General features: G+C 61.5%; 20 protein-coding genes, 1 tRNA gene and 1 pseudogene. 9 read left to right on the top strand and 13 right to left on the bottom strand.

Annotated elements, in window-relative coordinates:
* Position 1: 1 nt before the first annotated feature.
* The 5 genes and pseudogenes from A4G99_RS06845 to A4G99_RS28615 all read right to left on the bottom strand — a co-directional run.
* A complete protein-coding gene (locus tag A4G99_RS06845; protein WP_066141101.1) occupies positions 2 to 952 on the bottom strand; it encodes an ABC transporter permease in 951 nt (316 codons plus the stop codon).
* A gap of 30 nt (positions 953 to 982) precedes the next feature.
* Positions 983 to 2710, bottom strand: coding sequence for an ABC transporter substrate-binding protein (locus A4G99_RS06840; RefSeq protein WP_066141098.1), 1728 nt, complete (start codon positions 2708 to 2710; stop codon positions 983 to 985).
* Positions 2711 to 2968: 258 nt separating this feature from the next.
* Positions 2969 to 3283, bottom strand: a complete 315-nt coding sequence (locus A4G99_RS27025) for a hypothetical protein (RefSeq protein ID WP_223301746.1) — start codon at positions 3281 to 3283, stop codon at positions 2969 to 2971.
* Positions 3284 to 3358: 75 nt separating this feature from the next.
* On the bottom strand, positions 3359 to 4210 hold the full coding sequence (locus A4G99_RS06830; RefSeq protein WP_255359052.1) for a hypothetical protein: 852 nt from the start codon (positions 4208 to 4210) through the stop codon (positions 3359 to 3361).
* 83 nt (positions 4211 to 4293) lie between these two features.
* Positions 4294 to 4458 (bottom strand): annotated as a pseudogene (locus A4G99_RS28615) (diaminopimelate decarboxylase); the annotation flags it as partial.
* Positions 4459 to 4464: 6 nt separating this feature from the next.
* On the opposite strand from A4G99_RS28615, the gene A4G99_RS27020 reads away from it, so the two are divergent.
* Complete coding sequence (locus A4G99_RS27020) at positions 4465 to 4620, top strand: hypothetical protein (RefSeq protein WP_223301804.1); 156 nt, start codon at positions 4465 to 4467, stop codon at positions 4618 to 4620.
* A gap of 158 nt (positions 4621 to 4778) precedes the next feature.
* Entirely contained in the window at positions 4779 to 5663 is an 885-nt protein-coding gene (locus A4G99_RS06825; RefSeq protein WP_066141095.1) for a serine hydrolase, read from the top strand.
* Here the strand turns inward: A4G99_RS06825 and A4G99_RS06820 are convergent.
* The gene (locus A4G99_RS06820) at positions 5647 to 6672 is read right to left on the bottom strand and encodes a C40 family peptidase (RefSeq protein WP_082837718.1); all 1026 of its coding nucleotides are present in this window, start codon (positions 6670 to 6672) and stop codon (positions 5647 to 5649) included. The genes A4G99_RS06825 and A4G99_RS06820 overlap by 17 nt on opposite strands.
* Before the next feature lie 51 nt (positions 6673 to 6723).
* Positions 6724 to 7131: a desampylase gene (locus A4G99_RS06815; protein WP_066142407.1), complete on the bottom strand. Its 408-nt coding sequence runs from the start codon at positions 7129 to 7131 to the stop codon at positions 6724 to 6726.
* Positions 7132 to 7220: 89 nt separating this feature from the next.
* On the opposite strand from A4G99_RS06815, the gene A4G99_RS06810 reads away from it, so the two are divergent.
* From A4G99_RS06810 to A4G99_RS28610, 3 genes are all read left to right on the top strand, one after another.
* Positions 7221 to 7305, top strand: a tRNA-Leu gene (locus A4G99_RS06810).
* A 525-nt stretch (positions 7306 to 7830) separates the two neighbouring features.
* Positions 7831 to 8253, top strand: coding sequence for a hypothetical protein (locus A4G99_RS06805; protein WP_066141092.1), 423 nt, complete (start codon positions 7831 to 7833; stop codon positions 8251 to 8253).
* Entirely contained in the window at positions 8250 to 8378 is a 129-nt protein-coding gene (locus tag A4G99_RS28610) for a hypothetical protein (RefSeq protein WP_255359051.1), read from the top strand. The genes A4G99_RS06805 and A4G99_RS28610 overlap by 4 nt, the downstream gene beginning before the upstream one ends.
* Before the next feature lie 300 nt (positions 8379 to 8678).
* Here the strand turns inward: A4G99_RS28610 and A4G99_RS25790 are convergent, their stop codons facing one another.
* Complete coding sequence (locus A4G99_RS25790; protein ID WP_190303709.1) at positions 8679 to 9293, bottom strand: hypothetical protein; 615 nt, start codon at positions 9291 to 9293, stop codon at positions 8679 to 8681.
* A 621-nt stretch (positions 9294 to 9914) separates the two neighbouring features.
* Between A4G99_RS25790 and A4G99_RS06795 the strand changes: the two genes are divergently transcribed.
* The 3 genes from A4G99_RS06795 to A4G99_RS06785 are packed head-to-tail and all read left to right on the top strand — an operon-like array spanning position 9915 to position 13453.
* On the top strand, positions 9915 to 10838 hold the full coding sequence (locus A4G99_RS06795; protein WP_066141086.1) for a HalOD1 output domain-containing protein: 924 nt from the start codon (positions 9915 to 9917) through the stop codon (positions 10836 to 10838).
* 12 nt (positions 10839 to 10850) lie between these two features.
* Positions 10851 to 12962, top strand: coding sequence for a caspase family protein (locus tag A4G99_RS06790; RefSeq protein ID WP_066141083.1), 2112 nt, complete (start codon positions 10851 to 10853; stop codon positions 12960 to 12962).
* Between the two features lie 32 nt (positions 12963 to 12994).
* On the top strand, positions 12995 to 13453 hold the full coding sequence (locus A4G99_RS06785; protein WP_066141078.1) for a DUF5813 family protein: 459 nt from the start codon (positions 12995 to 12997) through the stop codon (positions 13451 to 13453).
* A 15-nt stretch (positions 13454 to 13468) separates the two neighbouring features.
* Here A4G99_RS06785 and A4G99_RS06780 read toward each other — a convergent pair whose 3' ends face one another.
* Entirely contained in the window at positions 13469 to 13699 is a 231-nt protein-coding gene (locus tag A4G99_RS06780; protein ID WP_066141075.1) for an Lrp/AsnC family transcriptional regulator, read from the bottom strand.
* A 1-nt stretch (position 13700) separates the two neighbouring features.
* Positions 13701 to 14387, bottom strand: a complete 687-nt coding sequence (locus tag A4G99_RS06775) for a TrkA family potassium uptake protein (protein WP_066141073.1) — start codon at positions 14385 to 14387, stop codon at positions 13701 to 13703.
* A gap of 169 nt (positions 14388 to 14556) precedes the next feature.
* Between A4G99_RS06775 and A4G99_RS06770 the strand changes: the two genes are divergently transcribed.
* Positions 14557 to 14787 carry an Lrp/AsnC ligand binding domain-containing protein gene (locus A4G99_RS06770; RefSeq protein WP_066141070.1) on the top strand — a complete coding sequence of 77 codons (231 nt, stop codon included), beginning with the start codon at positions 14557 to 14559 and terminating at the stop codon, positions 14785 to 14787.
* A 34-nt stretch (positions 14788 to 14821) separates the two neighbouring features.
* On the opposite strand, the gene pdhA is transcribed toward A4G99_RS06770, so the two are convergent.
* The 3 genes from pdhA to A4G99_RS06755 all read right to left on the bottom strand — a co-directional run bounded on the left by pdhA (position 14822) and on the right by A4G99_RS06755 (position 16586).
* Positions 14822 to 15868, bottom strand: a complete 1047-nt coding sequence (pdhA, locus tag A4G99_RS06765) for a pyruvate dehydrogenase (acetyl-transferring) E1 component subunit alpha (RefSeq protein ID WP_066141067.1) — start codon at positions 15866 to 15868, stop codon at positions 14822 to 14824.
* 162 nt (positions 15869 to 16030) lie between these two features.
* Positions 16031 to 16342, bottom strand: a complete 312-nt coding sequence (locus A4G99_RS06760; protein ID WP_066141063.1) for a cupin domain-containing protein — start codon at positions 16340 to 16342, stop codon at positions 16031 to 16033.
* 1 nt (position 16343) lies between these two features.
* Positions 16344 to 16586 (bottom strand): hypothetical protein, encoded by a 243-nt coding sequence (locus A4G99_RS06755; protein WP_066141059.1) that lies wholly within the window; start codon positions 16584 to 16586, stop codon positions 16344 to 16346.
* Between the last annotated feature and the right edge of the window lie 138 nt (positions 16587 to 16724).

Here is a 16724-nt window from a genome sequence, read left to right as displayed (position 1 = left end):
GTCAGTCGTATTTTATCCGCGGGTCGATGTACGCATAGACGAGATCGGTCAGCAGGACGCCCACCAGGAACAAGAGCGCGAACGTCAAGGTCATTCCCATGACGACACCGTAGTCCTTGTTCAGGAGGCCCGATAAGAACAACCGACCCATGCCCGGAATGGCGAAGATCTTCTCGGTGATGACGCTGCCGTCCAGCAGGAAGGACAACTGCAGTCCGATGATGGTGACGAGCGGCAACAGCGCGTTCCTGAACGAGTGTTTGAGCAGAATTCGCCGCTCGGGAAGGCCATATGCCCGCGCCGTCTGGACGTAATCCTGTGATAGCTCCTCGACCATGCTGGAACGCGTCATCCGCATCAACGTCGCGGTCATCGCGGTCGAGAGCGTGATGACCGGCATGACGAGCCGTTTTGCGGACTCGACCGGGGCCTGTGCGAAGGGCACGTACCCGGACACCGGGAGCCACTGCAACTTGACTGCGACGATGAACATCAGCATCAGCCCCAACCAGAAGTTTGGTGTCGAAAGCCCCGCCAGCCCCACGAATCGGGAGACGTGGTCGCCGAGTTCGTTGTGCCGCGAGGCTGCATAAATACCGAGCAGGATCGAGATGGGGAGCGCGATGACGTACGACAGTCCCATCAGGGTGAACGTGGGACCGATGCGCTCCAGCATCAAGTCGACGACGGGTCGTTTCAGCATGAACGACTCGCCGAGGTTGCCGTGAAGAACCCTGCTGAGGTAGTCGAGGTACTGCTTCCACAGCGGTTGATCGAAACCGTACTGGTGGATGAGTTGGTCCGCGAGTTCCTTGCTCGGGTTCAACCCGAGATAGATCTTGACTGGGTTGCCCGGCAGGGAGTGCATCATTACGAACGTCAGCGTGAAAACGCCCAGCAGAACGGGAATTATCTGCAAAATCCGCCGGACGGTGTATCGGTACATGCTCATGATTTCGTGTGTATGGAAAGGTAGGGGGAGTTAGTTGCTAAGCCAGGAGTTCGACCACTCGTTGCAGAGGGGTTGGGCGACGTAGGCCGTCGGGTCGTAGTCCTTCACCGACGTGTTCCACGCGGTCGCGGACTGTTCCGAGTACACCTGAATGTGCGGATACTCGGACTGGAACGTCTCCGCGATGTCGATGTACAGTTTCCGACGCTTGTCCCGGTCCTGTAGTGTGCGCGCCTTGCGAATCTTCGCGTCGGCGTCCTGTAGCTTCTTGCTGTCCGGATAGGCTTGGTAGAGCATTCCGGCGGAGGCGTTGCCGACGTAATCGTCCGGAACCGGGCTGTCGTCGTTCTGCGGGTCGCGGAACAGGTAGTAGAAGAACCCGTCCGGGTCCTGCCCGCCGGACCAGCCGTAGAACGTCACGTCGTACTTGCCGTTGTCGAGCAGGTCGAGCCACTGGCCGATGGTGATCTCCCGAACGTTGGCTTTGATCCCCACGTTCTCCATCTCGTTCTGGAGCATGATGGCCATGTTCTTGAACTTCCCAGAGGCGGCGGTCGGCAGGTCAACCTCGAAGCCGTCGCCGTATCCCGCCTCTTTGAGCAGTTGTTTCGCCTTATCGTGGTCCTTTTTCGGGAAGTACTTCTTCTTCCATTCCTGCCACGGGAAGTCCCACGCCTTGTTGACCTCCGTCGGCATGTACCCGTAGGTGCGCTTGCCGAGTTCCCCCTTCGTCACCTTCAGCATCGCGTCGTAATCGACGAGGTACTGCATCGCTTCGCGCACCTTGCGGTTGTCGAACGGTTCGTGCTTCGCGTTGAAGATGAGACCGTTGTAGTCGAACTGCGAGATACGCTTTATCTTCAGGTTCTTTTTGCTCTGGGCATTCCCGAGCAGCTTTTCGGGAACCGACGCCTGCTGAACGCCCCCGCTCGCGAGTTCGAAGAACGCGGTATCTGACTCGGGGATGACGCGATATTTGAGCTGTTTGAGGTTCGGCGCGTCGATGAAGTAATCGTCGAAGCGTTCGAGGGTGAGCGAAGACCCGGCCTGCCAGTTCTTGAGTTTGAACGGCCCGGTGCCGACGGGTTTCCGGGAGAACTTCTTCTGGCCCTTGTCGCTCGCGTACTTCTTCGGAACGATGGCGGCGTTCATGCCCGCCAGCGTCTGTTCGAACAACGCGTAGGGGTGCTTGAGGTTGAACGTAACCTCCATGTCACCCGATTTCTCGACGCTATCGACAAAGGAGAGGTTCTCCTGATTCGTGGATTTGTTGTCGGAGTCGAGCACCCAACTGAACGAGTACTCCACGTCGTCGGCGGTGAGTTCGGCCCCGTTGTGGAACTTGACGCCCTCTTTGAGCGGGACGGTGAACGTCGTGTCGTCCTGCTGTTTCGGGAGTTCCTTTGCGAGGTGCGGGACGAGTTCGCTCCCGTCGGGTTTCATGGCCAGCAACCCGTCGAAGAGGTAGTGCATCATCCCGTTCGCCCATGCGAGTTCGTTCATCCGCGGGTCGAGGGTCGTCGCCTGTTCGGGTGCGACGTTGACGAACGTCCCGCCCTTCTTCGCGTTGCTGTTGCCGTTGCCGTCGTCGCTGCCGCTGTTCGTATTCGTGTTACCACCGTCGGAAGTCCCGGCACCGCCTGAGCCGTCTCCGGTCGTGCTCTTCCCGCCACATCCTGCGATGGCCGTCACTCCGCCAAGGGCACTCACCGTCAAAAACCGCCGCCGGTTCCACGAATATTTTGGTTTTTCTGTCATGATATCGTTCGTCGGGACAAGTCGCCCGGTTCGTGATACCTAATAGCAAAGATGAACAGGGCATATAACGCCGCCCTTTCATACTAGGATTGACTCGATACGACCGTTACTTGTACGCTATCGGATAGCTGCCGCCGTGGATCCTCCGTCGCGAGATGGACGCTGAGCGTGTGCGTTCCCGCTTCAGGCCGCCACACGTCGCCGTCGATTCCCGCGCGCCGGATATGACCGTCCCACGCCCCCTCGAACTGTTTGGTTTCACGGGTCCGAAACGCAACCGTCCGTGAGGTCTCCGGCGGTTCGAACCCCCCGTTCGTCCGCCTCCGGAATACCGTCTACCGCCCATCCCCATAGCCGACTCGTCGGCAATCGAACGCTCACGGGCGCGGGCAGTCGGTTGCGAATCCGAAGGAGGAACGTGGTCGGTTCGCCCACGACGATTTCCCTCGGCGCGCGGAGTTCGACCGACAGACACCGGAGCGCGACCGGGTCCGGTACGAGACCCGCGAAAAAGCTCCCCGTATCGTCGATTCCACCCGCCGGATCGGGCGACAGCGGGTTCGGTGGTTGCATGGATTTTTCAGGGAACGCGCCGCCTAAATGTCTTTCTCACGGCATTCGTCGTTCGAAATATCTTTCTCACGGTGTTCACCGTTCCAACCCGTCCGGAATCGAATCCCGCCCGAGAACGTCGTCACACGTCTCGCGCCGTCGGAGTAGTTCGTGCGTACCGTCCGTTCGAACCAGCACGACCGGGGGTTTCGGCTCGGCGTTCGTGTGGCTCGCGCTCCCGAGCGAGTACGCGCCGATTCGGTCCACCGCCACGAGGTCACCGGGGCCGAGTTGGGGAAGGGAAACGTCCTCGCTTATCACGTCCCCCGAGTAGCAAAGCGGCCCGGCGACGTGGTATTCCTGTCTCGGGTCGCGGTCTTTCACTGCATAAACGGGGTACGGCCAGTAGGAGGAGACCGCGTTCGTCCCGCCGTCGAGCACCACGAAGTCGGCGAACGGCGTCTCCTTGATCACGCCGACCGTCGCCACAAACGTCCCGGCGTTGCCGACGAGTCGCCGTCCGGGTTCGACGAACAACTTCGGCTCCGAAAGGTCGTGTGTCTCACAGCTCTCCCGAATCGTGTCGGCCATGTACGACACGATGTCCTCGGTCGCGGGGACGTCCTCGTCGTACGGGACGGGGAAGCCGCCGCCGAGGTCGAGGACGTCGATTTCGACGCCCAATTCGTCGCGCACGTCCGCCGCGAAGCCGAGCATCTCGCGGGCCGCGACGCCGTACGGTTCGACGCCGCGAACCTGACTGCCGACGTGCAACTGCACGCCAGCGAGCGAGACGGCGTCGGATTCGACCGCCTTCTCGGCGACGGCCATCGCCCGCCCGCTCTCGATGTCCAGCCCGAACTTGCTTTCCAGCGTGGCCGTCGCAACCTCCGGATGGGTCGGCACGTCCATCGCGGGATTACCGCGGATGAGCACGTCCGGAACCACCCCGGTCGCCTCCCGGCCACGACCACCTTCTCCAACTCCGTCGCGTTGTCGATGAGCAGGTGCGAGACGCCCCAGTCGAGCGCGCGCTCGATGTCCGCCGGAGTGCGGTTCATGCCGGTGAGGAGGACGTCTTCAGGTTCGAACCCCGCCCGTTGCGTGGCCGTCAGTTCACAGCGGGCGTACGCTTCGGCCTTACAGCCCGCATCCCGTAGCACCGAGAGGATGCCGAGGTTGTAGTTGGCCTTCACCGCGAAGTGGACCTCCGAGTTCGGATACTGTTCGTCCAGCGCTCCGCGGAGGGTGTCGTAGTTCGTGCGCAGGTCGTCCTCGAAGAAGGCGTAGAGCGGCGACCCGAACGCCGAAACGAGGTCGTCGGCGTGCGTGCGCAGTCGCTCCTTTCTGTCCGCTAGTTCCATGCCAAAACATCCGACAACGCGAGGATAATCGTTCGCCCTCCCATGCTAGGCGACGACCGTCGCGTTTCGTTACCCCTTCCCCGACACGAAACTATTTGTAGGAATCGGAGACCAGTGTGTCGGCATGGCAACGAAACCGGAGTCGATTCCCGATGCGCCCTGACACGCCCAGCATCGAAACGCGCGACGAACTGGCGGGATACGTCGAGCGATACGACGACGAAATCGAGGGCGAACTCGGCGTCTTCCTCGGATTTCCGACCGACGATGGGGAGTTCGACGTGGTCTACGCTCGCGACGAGACCCGCGTCTTTCAGAGCGCGAGCACGATCAAGCTCCCCGTTCTTTACGCCCTCTACGAACGATACGACGGCCAACTCGACGAACTCGACCGACCCTGTCCGCTCTCCTCGGAGAACCGCGTCGGTGGAAGCGGATTGTTGCACTTACTCGACGCGACGCCGACCCTCGAAGACCTCGCCGCGGCCATGATATCGGTCAGCGACAACGCCGCGACGAACCAACTCATCGACCACCTCGGCATCGAATCGGTGAACGACGAGGCGGCCCGACTCGGCATGGAGCGAACCCGCCTCGCGCGAAAGATGATGGCGACGCTGGAGGAGACGGACTTCGAGGAGTTCGACGTCGACATTCCGGACGACGAACCGACGAACGCCACGACGCCGCTCGACTGCGCCCGGTTCTTTGCCGATTTCGTTCGTCGGAGGACGCTCTCGACCGAGGCGTACGAGCGAATGCGAGTCCCGCTCAGTGCACAAAAGGACACGTCGATGATTCCGCGGTACCTTCCCTACGAAACCGAAATCGCCCACAAAACCGGGTGGCTTCCGACCGCCGCGTTGGATACCGGAGTCCTATCGGTCCCCGACCGGAACGAACCGCTCGTGTTTTCGGTGTTCATCGACGGCGTCGGTTCGGTGGACGGCGAAAACGGGGACGCCCGTCAGAACGGTGCCGACGCGGCGGACGCCATCGCGGAAATCGGCGACGCCGTGTTCACGTGGCTGGGATGACCCGTCGCGCGAGTTCGAACTTCTCGTCCAGATCTTCGATATACGCGTCGTCCCCCGGGTCGAGGCTGTTGATTACCACCGACTCCGCGCCGCCGTAGGCGTGGACGTACTCGTCGCCGCCGAGGCTGACCGCGACGTGGCCGGGGAAGAAGAGCAGGTCGCCGGGGAGCAGTTCGTCACGCTCGACGGGCCGTCCCATGACCCGCTGTTGGTCGGCGTCGCGTGGCAGGGTGATTCCGTTGACTCGGTAAGCGATCCACGCCAGTCCGGAGCAGTCGATGCCGTCGCTCGTCATGCCACCCCAGTCGTAGTCGGTACCGAGAAACTCCCGCGCGATTTCGACGACGGCCTCGCCGGTCGGGTTCTCGGGTGGCCGCTGGACGACCCCCGCGGAGGCAGTTGCGTGCTCGCCGGTGTGGAAGCGAACGGTCGTCTCGTTCCCGCCTTCGTCCTCGATTCGGCAGTCGGTTCCGGCGTACACCGCCTTTCCCCCTTCCGTCTGCGTGTCGCGGACGACGACCGCGTTCGTTTCGTCGTCCTCGATCGGCGCGAGCGCGCTTCGGTCGAGCCATCCCAGATAGCCGTCCGGCGTTCGCACCCGAGACCAGGTTTCGCCCTCGTCGTCGAACACCTCGACTCGCGCGCCGTAGAGCACCTGCGTTACCTGTTCGGCCTCGTCGTCCGGGTCTCCGAGCACGGATGCGACGGGTCCGGTGACGGTTCGCTCGGTTCGCAGTTCATCGAGAATTTCGAGGTCGCTCGTCACCGCCGTCCCGATTGCTCGTTCGACCGCCGCTCGCGCCTCGGCTTCGAGTTGCGGCGTCGAGACGCGTCCGCGAAGTTCGATTCCATCAGTGGTCGGTTCGGGGGTCACGTCGAAGACGGCAACCCGCTCGTCGGGCGCGTGGACGGTTCGACAGCGTTGGAGTGCCAACAGCGCGCGGTGGCCGTCGTTCAACCGTTCGCCGTCGTCCAACCGTTCGGTTCCCGTTCGTTCGCTCCGGTCCATGCCCCCTGTGTTCGGAGCGCCCTCAAAAAGCCACCCCCTAGTTGGCTCGTGCTATCGGAGTTGGACGACTTCCGGTTCGAACGCCTCGCCGGTCCAGCGCCACGACCCGACGAACGGATGGGAGCCGTTCAGCGAGACGATGACGTAGGAGTAGCCGTCCCACGTCGCGTCGGCGGCATCGGTTTCGCTGGGCGCGTCGGGACCCATGGGATGGGAGTGATAGAAGCCGACCACCTCGGAGCCGTCCGTTTCGATCCGATCCATGACAGCGAGTTGCTCCTCCGGGTCTATCTCGTAGTTCGTGCGCGTGTCCGCCGCGACGTTTTCGGCGTGATACACGCCCCCGACTTCGGCCCGCTCGTCGCGTGATCCCGCGAGGATTCCACAAATCTCGTCGGGGCGACCCCGACGCGCACGGCTGACGAGCATATCGTACACTTCGCGCGAGAAGACGAGCATGGACGTGATTTCGGCGGGAACGCGAATAAACGAGGGGGCCGTGTACCAACCGAAACCCACTTGCAGGGGAAGCGGCAATCGACTGACGCGCGAGGGTTGCCAAGCCAGGCCAACGGCGGCGGGCTTAAGACCCGCTCGTGTAGACGTCCATGGGTTCGAATCCCATCCCTCGCATGAGTCGCGCGACGAACCGTCGCGCCGTGCGAATCGATCGGATGGGTTCGAATTAGACCGGGCGCGCACAACGCAGTGAGCATGTCCGGTCGTTGTTCGAATCCCATCCCTCGCATTTTCCAACATCGAAACACCTAACCGATAGAATTATTCCCGTAGAATGGCATTTATTCAACGAAGCGAGCGGGTTATGCCGAAAGGCCGGAGGTAAGAGCTCCGACCCCGCTTGCTTCGGCGCTACCGAAGCATGTGCACAAACGATTCTGCGAAAGAAAAGGGTACCGTTCAGCGGTGTCCACGCTGTGAGGAACCGATCGCAATCGCCACGGGTACGGGTCCGGGCTTCGCGCGGGTGTGGCCCTGCGGCCATCGAGTGCCGCCGGAGGTGGTGTTCGAGTAGGAGGGAATAGCGTTCCTGATCGCGTATTTTTGGCTTCGACCGAAACAGGGGATGACACACCCGATGAGCAGGGAGCAAGGATTTTTCGCACAAAGCATTTATTCTCGTTATTCGTGGAAACAACAATGTCCCCCTCTTCACGACGGGCCTTCCTCGCGGCGGGTTGTACGGCGGCCGGACTCGGCCTCGTCGGCTCGCAGGTGAACGGGTTCACGAAGGAGAAAATCGCTGCCAGTCTGTCCCCGCTTCCCGGGGTTCGAGCCACCGGAAAGCCACTCGACGTACGAACGACCGTCGAGGATACGGACGCCGAATACCTCCCGAAGACGAACGAGGTCAGGGTCGTGACCGCCCGGAACAGTTCGGGTGCGGTTGCGTACGCGACGGAGCCGTTCGAGCAGTGGGGAGAGATGAAAGCCGGGGGGATTGCGATCCGGAGGGTTCAACGGCGCATCGAAGTGATTTTCGACGACGCATATACCTCGTCCGGCCTGTCGTCTCACGACGGGGATTGGTTCGTCTCGACTGCACCGACCGGCCGGGGGTGACGCAGAAAGAGATGGTGCGGAAGCTCCCCGACCACGTGACCGTGACCGTGACGTTTGCCGGTCAGACCGATACGACGTCGATTCCAGTGGTCGTGAAAAAGCGACAGGAAGCCGCGCTGCTGTGATCTGAATTCAACGAGCATCGAATTGTCCCCCTACCGAACTATACTGGAAGAGGATCGAATCCGTTCAGTGAGTAAATAATACCCGCTCGAATCCCTTCGATGGAGAGATGGCAACTATTGATCATTGGTGTGTGAGTTCCTTTATCAATGAATTGGTAGTTTTAGAATCCCTTCCATAAATAGACCACAAACAGGGTAATTTCTCGAAAAATATCGTAGTATTCTGCAGTTTTGCATGGATAATCGTAACAATAATCAGTCGATGATGGGAATCGATGAGCAGCGATCTATGTCCCCTGTTCACATGCGAACTTCGACAGCCCGCGTGCTGCTCCTCGTCTCCATTGCGGGACTCCTTCTCGCCGGAATATCGAGTTCGACGATTGGCGGACCCGACGGACCGCAAGTCGCCTCCGCCGCGGCCGGTAATACGACGACGAACGGGACGACGACAACTAACAGAACGACGACGAACGGGACGACAACCAACACGACGACGAACGGAACGACGACGGCCACAGCCACGGCGACGACAGCGACTGCAACGGCTACAACGACACCGACATCGACAACGACGAGTGCAACTGGAACGACATCGACGGCGACGACCACGACTTCGACGACCACCACGACCGCACAAACCACGACCTCGACGACAGCGACCTCGACGACGGTTCCAACGACCACACAAACCACGACTTCGACGACGGCCACTGCCACCACGACGGTTCCAACGACTACGCAAACCTCGACTTCGACGACAGCGACCACCACGACGACGGCAACCACGACGGCAACTACGACGACAGTCCCAGCGACGACACGGACGACGACCGCGACGACTGCCACACCGACGGCCACCGCGGTTCCGACGGCCACGACAGCGACGACCGAGACGAAAACGGCTCCGAGCACGACCGAAACGACGGAACCACCGGCGTCTACGAAGACTGCGACGACCAGTGCAGGACGAAAAACGACGTGGGCGACTACCAACCGACGAACGAGGACACGGACGGAAACGATACCCGCGACGACGAACTCGACGGTTGGGGGCGATTCCAGCGGACCAAATCCGCCGTCGAATGGCGGTGAAAGCACGACGAACGAGTGGACGCTCGGCGATACCGTGGCGCTCCTCGTGGGCTGTCTCGGCGTGCTGTTGATCGTGGTTCCGTGGTTGTCCTCCCGTGCGTACTCGTGGGTCGAGTGATGTCACCGACGACTGACCCAATCTTCGTCCGCTCGTACGACGTCGAAGTTCTCCTCGATACAACTCCCAGGAGGACGGAAGGATCGTCCTAGTTCGTCTCGTTCGCCCCGTCTCTCGGTATTTCCGTGGCATCTTCGCACCCGCCCGAGCACTCACGCGGGTATCAATAAAAAGACAATCGGGATCCTACACCAACTATTTCTAATCGGTTCTGAAGTCAGAATCCCCATACTATTCGACGATTTCCGGTGAACTTCCCAAATCCCGTGTCGGGTCATTGACGATGGATTTTTGACTGTTGCTCGCCGACGCTTACAAAGTATATGAACGAGGATGGTCCCTCTGACGAACGCGACGTCCATCGCGTGCAACACGACCTTACCGGCCCGCAGTCTCTCAGTACGACGGTAACGGTGGCTGTTGCGGACGTGGCGGGTGTCGAACCTTCGGACATCCCCGAACAACTCTACGACGTCATCGATCCGGAGGCGCTCGACAGGCTCTTCAAACCACGCGACGACGGCGTGGCGCGACGGGGTGGACGACTCTCGTTTTCGCTGTACGGTCATCACGTGACCATCCGTGGTGACGGAACCATCACGGTGCAACCCGGCTTGGCGCGTATCAAGCAACTCGGGGGGAATCTCCTCGTCGTCGGGGCGGTTCCGGATTCCGTGATCGACGCGGCCAGCGTTCCGCTTCTCGGTGAGATGGCACACGATCGGACGCGACTCTTCGCGCTCCACGACCGGAGCATCGCGACGGCACGCAGTCGCCTCGCGATGGCCAACGGCATGGGTTCCAACGCTCACGTCGTGGACTATCATACCGGTGCGCGGTCCGCTGGCACCGAATCGACGATGTCGGACACCCTGACCGTCGAACGCGTCGACGGCGATATCGGTGAGTTTCGAAACAGGATCATCGAGACCATCGATAAACTCGACGAGAGTCATGGGGGCTTTGCCCCTGCGGAGCTTCGATTCTGCTTCGACACGCTCCGTCCGTTGGTGGAAAACCACGACGACGCCGAAGTCGATGCGTTCCTCGGTCCGATCTGCGAGCGCATCAAGGACGTCGCCGGAATGGCCCACTACGTTCTCCCCATCGAGCGAGAGTCTCCCCAAGTCACCGCGATAGCCCACAAGTTCGACGCGATAATCGAACTCCGCGCGGGGGAGAGCGGCCCGGAACAGCGCTGGTATCTCCGTGAAACGAATCATACGACCGAGTGGTTCGACCTCTGAAACCATCCAACAATGAGTGACGTACCCGTTTCCGATACCGTCGGAACAAGCGTCCAACCTCTCTTCCAACTACGGGACGACCCCGTCGGGTTGACCATCATCGACCCACTCGAACGGAGTCAGTACTCGATCGGTACGACTCGACCGGTGACCCCACAACCCGTCCCGGTCGAAGAGTTCGACGCACCGGTCGGTGCCGTCGCTCGCATCCGGACGGATCGGATCGAGTTCCCGTTCGTCATCTCCGCCTACGTCCGCGACGAATCCGGGGAACTGATCGCCGCTGTCGACTACGAAAAGGAAGTAACGCTCCCCAGCAGTGAGTATTACATCGAACTGACGACGAAGGTGAAGACGTATTTACGCGTCGAATCGTCCGTCACGTTCGAGCTTCGGGGCGACGAATTCCACATCTCGTTCGGCGACGAAGTCGCCGTCGAAATCGGCGCTCGGTCGGACCACACCCGACCGGCGGGAACGGTGACGACGACGACCGATCCGGCGGACGTGATGGCCGCCGTCTCGACGTTCGGGTCGGCGTTGAAGACGTTCTCCCCCGAGCGCTCGTTTCCGACCCTCAGGGGCCATCCCCCGGTGGTCGAATTCGGCGACGAACTTCGGATTCCGGACGACCTGCAACCACCGGAGACGGGCATCACCATCGAAGTTCCACCCGAATACGAGTTCGTTTTCCCCGTCGTCCCGCTCGCGTACTATCTCGGGGCGACCGTCGTTCCCGGCGAGACACCCCGAATCGTCACGAACAGGGGCATCCACTCGCTCGATCATCCCGAACGGGGGTTCGAGGGCGAAGTGGCGCGGGTCCTCAAACAGACGCTGTTCCTCGACTGTCTCACCCGAACGGAGGGACTGTATCGAGTCGAGTTGCACGAACGCGAGCAGGTCGGATCGATGCTCGATCTCGACTTTGCAGCCCTCTACGATGCGTCGCTCGCCGAGCAACTCGATGCGTATCTCGACGTACCGTTTTCGCTCATCGAGGACGAACTTCCGACGTGGCGGCTCACGCTACAACTTACCGCCGAAGCCAAAAACGTAGCACAGCTCCCGTACGTCCTCAGGGACTTGCCGGTTATCGACGTGAAGACACGGAGCCGAGAAGCGAAAAGCGCGGTCGCATCACCGACTGCTATCAACGAATTCACGCGGACGACGGAAACGAACCCGACGTATCCGTCGTCACCGGTTCCGAACGAACGGTACGTCCTCCCGTCGGACACCGACACGCTCGAACACGCGTGGCTCGGGGACGGTGCACCGGTCGGTGGAAACAAATTGCTCCCGTCCGGGTTCGAACACCGGTTGGACCGCGAGGAGTCGGCGGACGACGCCAAAATCACCATCGTCTGCAACGACCCGAAGATGCGGGCGGAGTATCAGGATACCCTGTACGGCAACCGCGACCGACTGCCGTTCGACGTGACCGTCGAACAGAACTGCTCGACGGCGGAGCTTCGAAACCATCTTCGAGAACCGACGGACTTCTTCCACTACATCGGCCACGTCGAAAACGAGGCGTTCGTCTGCCACGACGGACTGCTCCACCCCGCCGATGTCGGAGACATCGGCGTGGACATGTTCCTGTTGAACGCGTGTCGGTCCTACGTCCCCGGAAAGCGACTCGTCGAGGCGGGAAGCGTCGGCGGCATCGTCACGTACAGCGAGATAGGAAACGCCGGCGCGACGGTCATCGGACGGACGATTGCCAGACTGCTCAACGCCGGGTTCCCGCTCCGGGCGGCGCTTTCGATCGCCAAGCGTCGCCGACTCGTCGGCAATCAGTACGTCGTCGTGGGTGACGGCGGCATCCAAGTCGTCCAGTCGGAGAGTGCACCGACCATCTTCTTCGTCGAACCGTTGGGCGGCGACGAGTACGAGTTCCGTATGCGCATGTTTCCGACGAGTCGGAACCCGATCGGATCGTTCGCCATGCCGTTCATCGACGGCGTAGAACGATACTTCCTCGTCGGCGGCGATCTCCCGACGTTCACGCTCACGGGAGACGAACTGCAACGGTGTTTCGGTCTCGCGGAGACGCCGGTCATGTACGACGACGAGATGCGGTGGTCGTCCGAGATCGACGTCCGTCGGGACCTCTCGTAACGCCCTTCCCTCTCCCCTCCCTAACGGGACCAATGAATCGGAAGGACGCGGTCGAACGGGCGTTTCGTCTCCACGACGGATTCGAAGACGACGACGAGGAGTACGTCGTAACCACGACGCCGTTCGACGGCTCTGTCACGGTGGACGATAGCATCGAAGTGACCGTACGAATGCCGACGTTGTCGGCCGTCGTGACGGACGAACCGGTCGCCGACGTGGTCGAATCCGGCTGGTTCGAAACGCTCGAACTACGGTTGGAAGACGCTCACAGCGTCGTTTCGGCGGACGATGCGACGCCGCCGACGGTCGAGCGCGACGGGGACGAAGTAGTTCTCTCGGTCGAGTTCTCGGGGAGCGACAAGGCGGCCGACGACGCCAAGGCTATCGTGGATTTCGCCGAGGGGACGTGGATGCAAGGGATCGTTCCGGGCTACGAGTACGGTGAGCCAGCGGCGGGAATGTTGAACCGGGCACACCAGCAGTACGACTGATTTTCCGTCGGGACCTCAATCCATCGAGATGTACGTTTGGGTGTCCTCGACGCCCTGTACGCCCTGAATACCGTCGGCAGCGACGGTCTTGACTTCGGCGGGGTTGTCGACATCGACCTTGACGATGATGTCGACGTCCCCGGCGACGATGTGGGCGTCCTCGACCCCCTCAATGTCGAGAATCGCGTTCTTCAGTCGGTCCGCCTCGCCCGTATTCGCCTTGACCATGATGTATGCGGCAACCATTTTAAATACCTCCTGCCGGAGTCGCTCGACTACCGTCGCCGACGAGGATTTTGCGGACGTCACCCAGGACGTCGAAGTCGGCGAGGACGGCGACCCTGTCACCGACTTCGAGCGAGTCGTCGGAGAGCGGAATCCCCATCCGTTCGTCGCGCTTGCCGAACGCGAGAACGCGCGAGTTCGCGGGGAGTTCGAGTTCGCTGATGGAGTACCCGCGCATGGGAGATTCCTCGGTGATGGTGAGTTCGACCACCTGCAAGTTCTGTGCGATATCGGCGATCGCACGGATGTTTCCGCCGAGGAGCGCGTTCTTCGCGCCGATCGCGCCGAGGCGTTCCGGATAGACGACCTCGTCCACGTCGCTCGCGTACTTCCGGTAGATGTCCTCGCGGTAATCCTCGTCGATCCGGAGGATGGTCCGACAGCCGTGGTGTTTACCGATCAAACAAGCCGCGAAGTTGACGTTCAGATCACCCGTCAACCCACCCAGCGCGTCCGCATCATCGAGATTCGCCTGTTGGAGCACCGCCTCACGCGACCCATCCCCTTCGATGACCTCGAAACCGTCGGTGCGCGCACGCTTTGCCTTCGTCGTGTCGTTTTCGACCAACGTCACCTCGTGTCCCTCCTCGCGGAGGACACGAGCGGTTCGTAGGCCGACCCTCCCGGCACCTATGATAACGAATCGCATGAACGGTTGTACGGCAGAGGGGGTAAATAAGCTTTCTCCGGAGACGAACCCCCGTCAAATTTTCCTCCGGAGTTGGCCGCTCTCCGTCCGTGATAGCACCGATGAACCGGCGGTAGCTACCGTCGCCGGGCAAAGGTTTTTCTCGAATGATAGAGTATCACACACCATAATGGTGCATGCATTTATCATGGTGAACACGGCCGCAGGAAAGTCACAGGGATTGCTCGATTCGGTGCGCGAGTTGGAGAACGTCGGGGAGGCACACATCGTCGCCGGGGATTACGACATCGTCGTCGAGGTGGACGCGGACGAGGTGTACGAAGTACTCCAGACTTCCTCCTCGTCGATTCAGGGACTCGACGGCGTCGTGGACACGAAAACGTACATCTCCATCGATTGATGCTCGGTACACGGGTCCGGGGGTCCCGTTTTTCTCAGTGTTCCAGTTCGTACACGTCGTGGTCTTCGAGGAACGAATCGAGCCACCCGCGCTGCTCGCGGAGTCGCGGCGGGAGGTCGGCGTACACCCGGTCGAACACGTCGTGCGGGTCCACGTCTTCGACGGCCTCCGCTTCCTCGACGGCTTCGGCGAGTTGTTCGTCCGCCTCGTCGTGGACCTCCTCCACGAACTCGTCGGTGATGAGGTCCTGTTCTGTGAGCCACGACTCGTAGCGTTCGAGGGGGTCCATCTTCCGCCACGCCGGGAGTTCCTTCTCCACGTCCTCGTACTTGCTCGGGTCGTCGCTCGTGGTGTGGGCACCCTGTCGGTAGGTCAGACTCTCCACGAGGACGGGTTCGCCGTGTCGGGCGGATTCGAGCGCTTCGGTGACCGTCTGGCGAACCGCCAGCGGGTCGTTGCCGTCGACCTGCACGCCGTCGAATCCGTAGGCCTGCGCTTTCACCGCGATGCTCTCGCTCGCGGTCTGTTTGTGTCGCGGGAGGCTGATGGCCCAGTTGTTGTTCTCACAGAAGAAGACGACCGGCGCGTCGAACACGCCCGCAAAGTTCAGCCCTTCGTGGAAGTCGCCCTCGCTCGTCGCCCCGTCGCCGAAGTAACAGAGGGCGGCGTTCTCGTCGCCGCGGTAGTTCATCGCCATGCCAGCGCCCGCCGCGTGCGGGATTTGTGTTGCGATAGGAACCGCCTGCGGGAACGTCGGGATGTCGTGGCCGGAGTTGAACTCCGGTCGGCCACGGCGGAACAGCAGGATGTCGCTGATCGGGACGCCGCGCGCGACCTGCAGTCCATTCGAGCGGTAGGTCGGGAAGAGCCAATCGTCGTCGGCCATCGCCAGCGCGGCACCGACTTGCGAGGCTTCCTGTCCGCGGTACGGCGGCCAACTGCTCATCCAGCCGCGTCGTTGGAGCGCGATCGCGCGCTCGTCGAATCGCCGGGCGAGAACCATCTGCCGGTAGGTTTCTCGCGCCTCTTCCGCGGAGAACGGGGTTTCATCCAACTCGCGCTCCCCGATGATTCGGTTCATGCATGCGAGGATGTATCGCGGTTTCAAAATCGTTCCGAAAGCGGTCACCTCGGCTAGGGGTCCGTCGTGGAGTTGGACGAAAGTACAGACGACGGGACGATATTTCAGTGAGGCAGCGACCAGTGGGACGCGACGCCGTCCAAAATCGACCCCGTCTCGCCGTCACGGAAGCGGACAGAGGCTGGCCGTCAGAATCGCACGCTCGTCCGAATCGTTTCGCGCGCCGTGGCTCACACCGCGCTCGTGCAGAATCACTCCGGGTGCCGACACCGTCTCCTCCTCGCCGTCCTGAATCACGGTCACCTCGCCGGAGAGGACGTGGAAGACGTTCGTGCTGTCGCCGTGTTCGTGCGGGCTGAGTTCCGCGCCGGGGCCGAGCGCGAAGGTCTTCACGAGCACGTCGTCGGTGACGACCAGTTCCTCGGTTAGTACCTCTCCATCGTCCGGGTCGAGGTCGGGATAGCGGTCGCGCACGCTACTCCCCCTCGTAGTACTCCGCGCTCGCGTTCTCGTCGATGAATCCGGATTTGAAGCTGATCCACGCCAGCACGCTGATGAAGATCATCGGCGGGAGGATGGCGAACCCCCAGAGCGGGTTGAGTCCCCAACCGAGAATGAGCACCAAGTCTATCAACCCGAGCGCCAGAAACGGAACGACTGCTTTCATCGCCCGCCACCGATCTACTTCACCGGTTTCGGTTGGTAGTGGCGTTCCCATACCACCTGTTGCGTGGCGGACGACCAAAAACCGTCCGTTCGTGCCCACGCGGTGGCAACCGTTCGTCCGTGCGTTGGAAGACCGTTCGTCCGTACGTTGGAAGAATCACCCGTTCATGCTCAAGTGGCTAGCCGTCGT

Source organism: Haladaptatus sp. R4, from assembly GCF_001625445.1.
Taxonomy (GTDB): Archaea; Halobacteriota; Halobacteria; order Halobacteriales; family Haladaptataceae; genus Haladaptatus.
This window is presented reverse-complemented; position numbering and strand designations above follow the sequence as displayed.

Coding starts and splice junctions, on each gene's coding strand:
- A4G99_RS06845 (WP_066141101.1), bottom strand. CDS start 952: ATGAGCATGTACCGATACACCGTCCGGCGGATTTTGCAGATAATTCCC.
- A4G99_RS06840 (WP_066141098.1), bottom strand. CDS start 2,710: ATGACAGAAAAACCAAAATATTCGTGGAACCGGCGGCGGTTTTTGACG.
- A4G99_RS27025 (WP_223301746.1), bottom strand. CDS start 3,283: ATGCAACCACCGAACCCGCTGTCGCCCGATCCGGCGGGTGGAATCGAC.
- A4G99_RS06825 (WP_066141095.1), top strand. CDS start 4,779: ATGCGCCCTGACACGCCCAGCATCGAAACGCGCGACGAACTGGCGGGA.
- A4G99_RS06820 (WP_082837718.1), bottom strand. CDS start 6,672: ATGGACCGGAGCGAACGAACGGGAACCGAACGGTTGGACGACGGCGAA.
- A4G99_RS06815 (WP_066142407.1), bottom strand. CDS start 7,131: ATGCTCGTCTTCTCGCGCGAAGTGTACGATATGCTCGTCAGCCGTGCG.
- A4G99_RS06805 (WP_066141092.1), top strand. CDS start 7,831: ATGTCCCCCTCTTCACGACGGGCCTTCCTCGCGGCGGGTTGTACGGCG.
- A4G99_RS06795 (WP_066141086.1), top strand. CDS start 9,915: ATGAACGAGGATGGTCCCTCTGACGAACGCGACGTCCATCGCGTGCAA.
- A4G99_RS06790 (WP_066141083.1), top strand. CDS start 10,851: ATGAGTGACGTACCCGTTTCCGATACCGTCGGAACAAGCGTCCAACCT.
- A4G99_RS06785 (WP_066141078.1), top strand. CDS start 12,995: ATGAATCGGAAGGACGCGGTCGAACGGGCGTTTCGTCTCCACGACGGA.
- A4G99_RS06780 (WP_066141075.1), bottom strand. CDS start 13,699: ATGGTTGCCGCATACATCATGGTCAAGGCGAATACGGGCGAGGCGGAC.
- A4G99_RS06775 (WP_066141073.1), bottom strand. CDS start 14,387: ATGCGATTCGTTATCATAGGTGCCGGGAGGGTCGGCCTACGAACCGCT.
- A4G99_RS06770 (WP_066141070.1), top strand. CDS start 14,557: ATGGTGCATGCATTTATCATGGTGAACACGGCCGCAGGAAAGTCACAG.
- pdhA (WP_066141067.1), bottom strand. CDS start 15,868: ATGAACCGAATCATCGGGGAGCGCGAGTTGGATGAAACCCCGTTCTCC.
- A4G99_RS06755 (WP_066141059.1), bottom strand. CDS start 16,586: ATGGGAACGCCACTACCAACCGAAACCGGTGAAGTAGATCGGTGGCGG.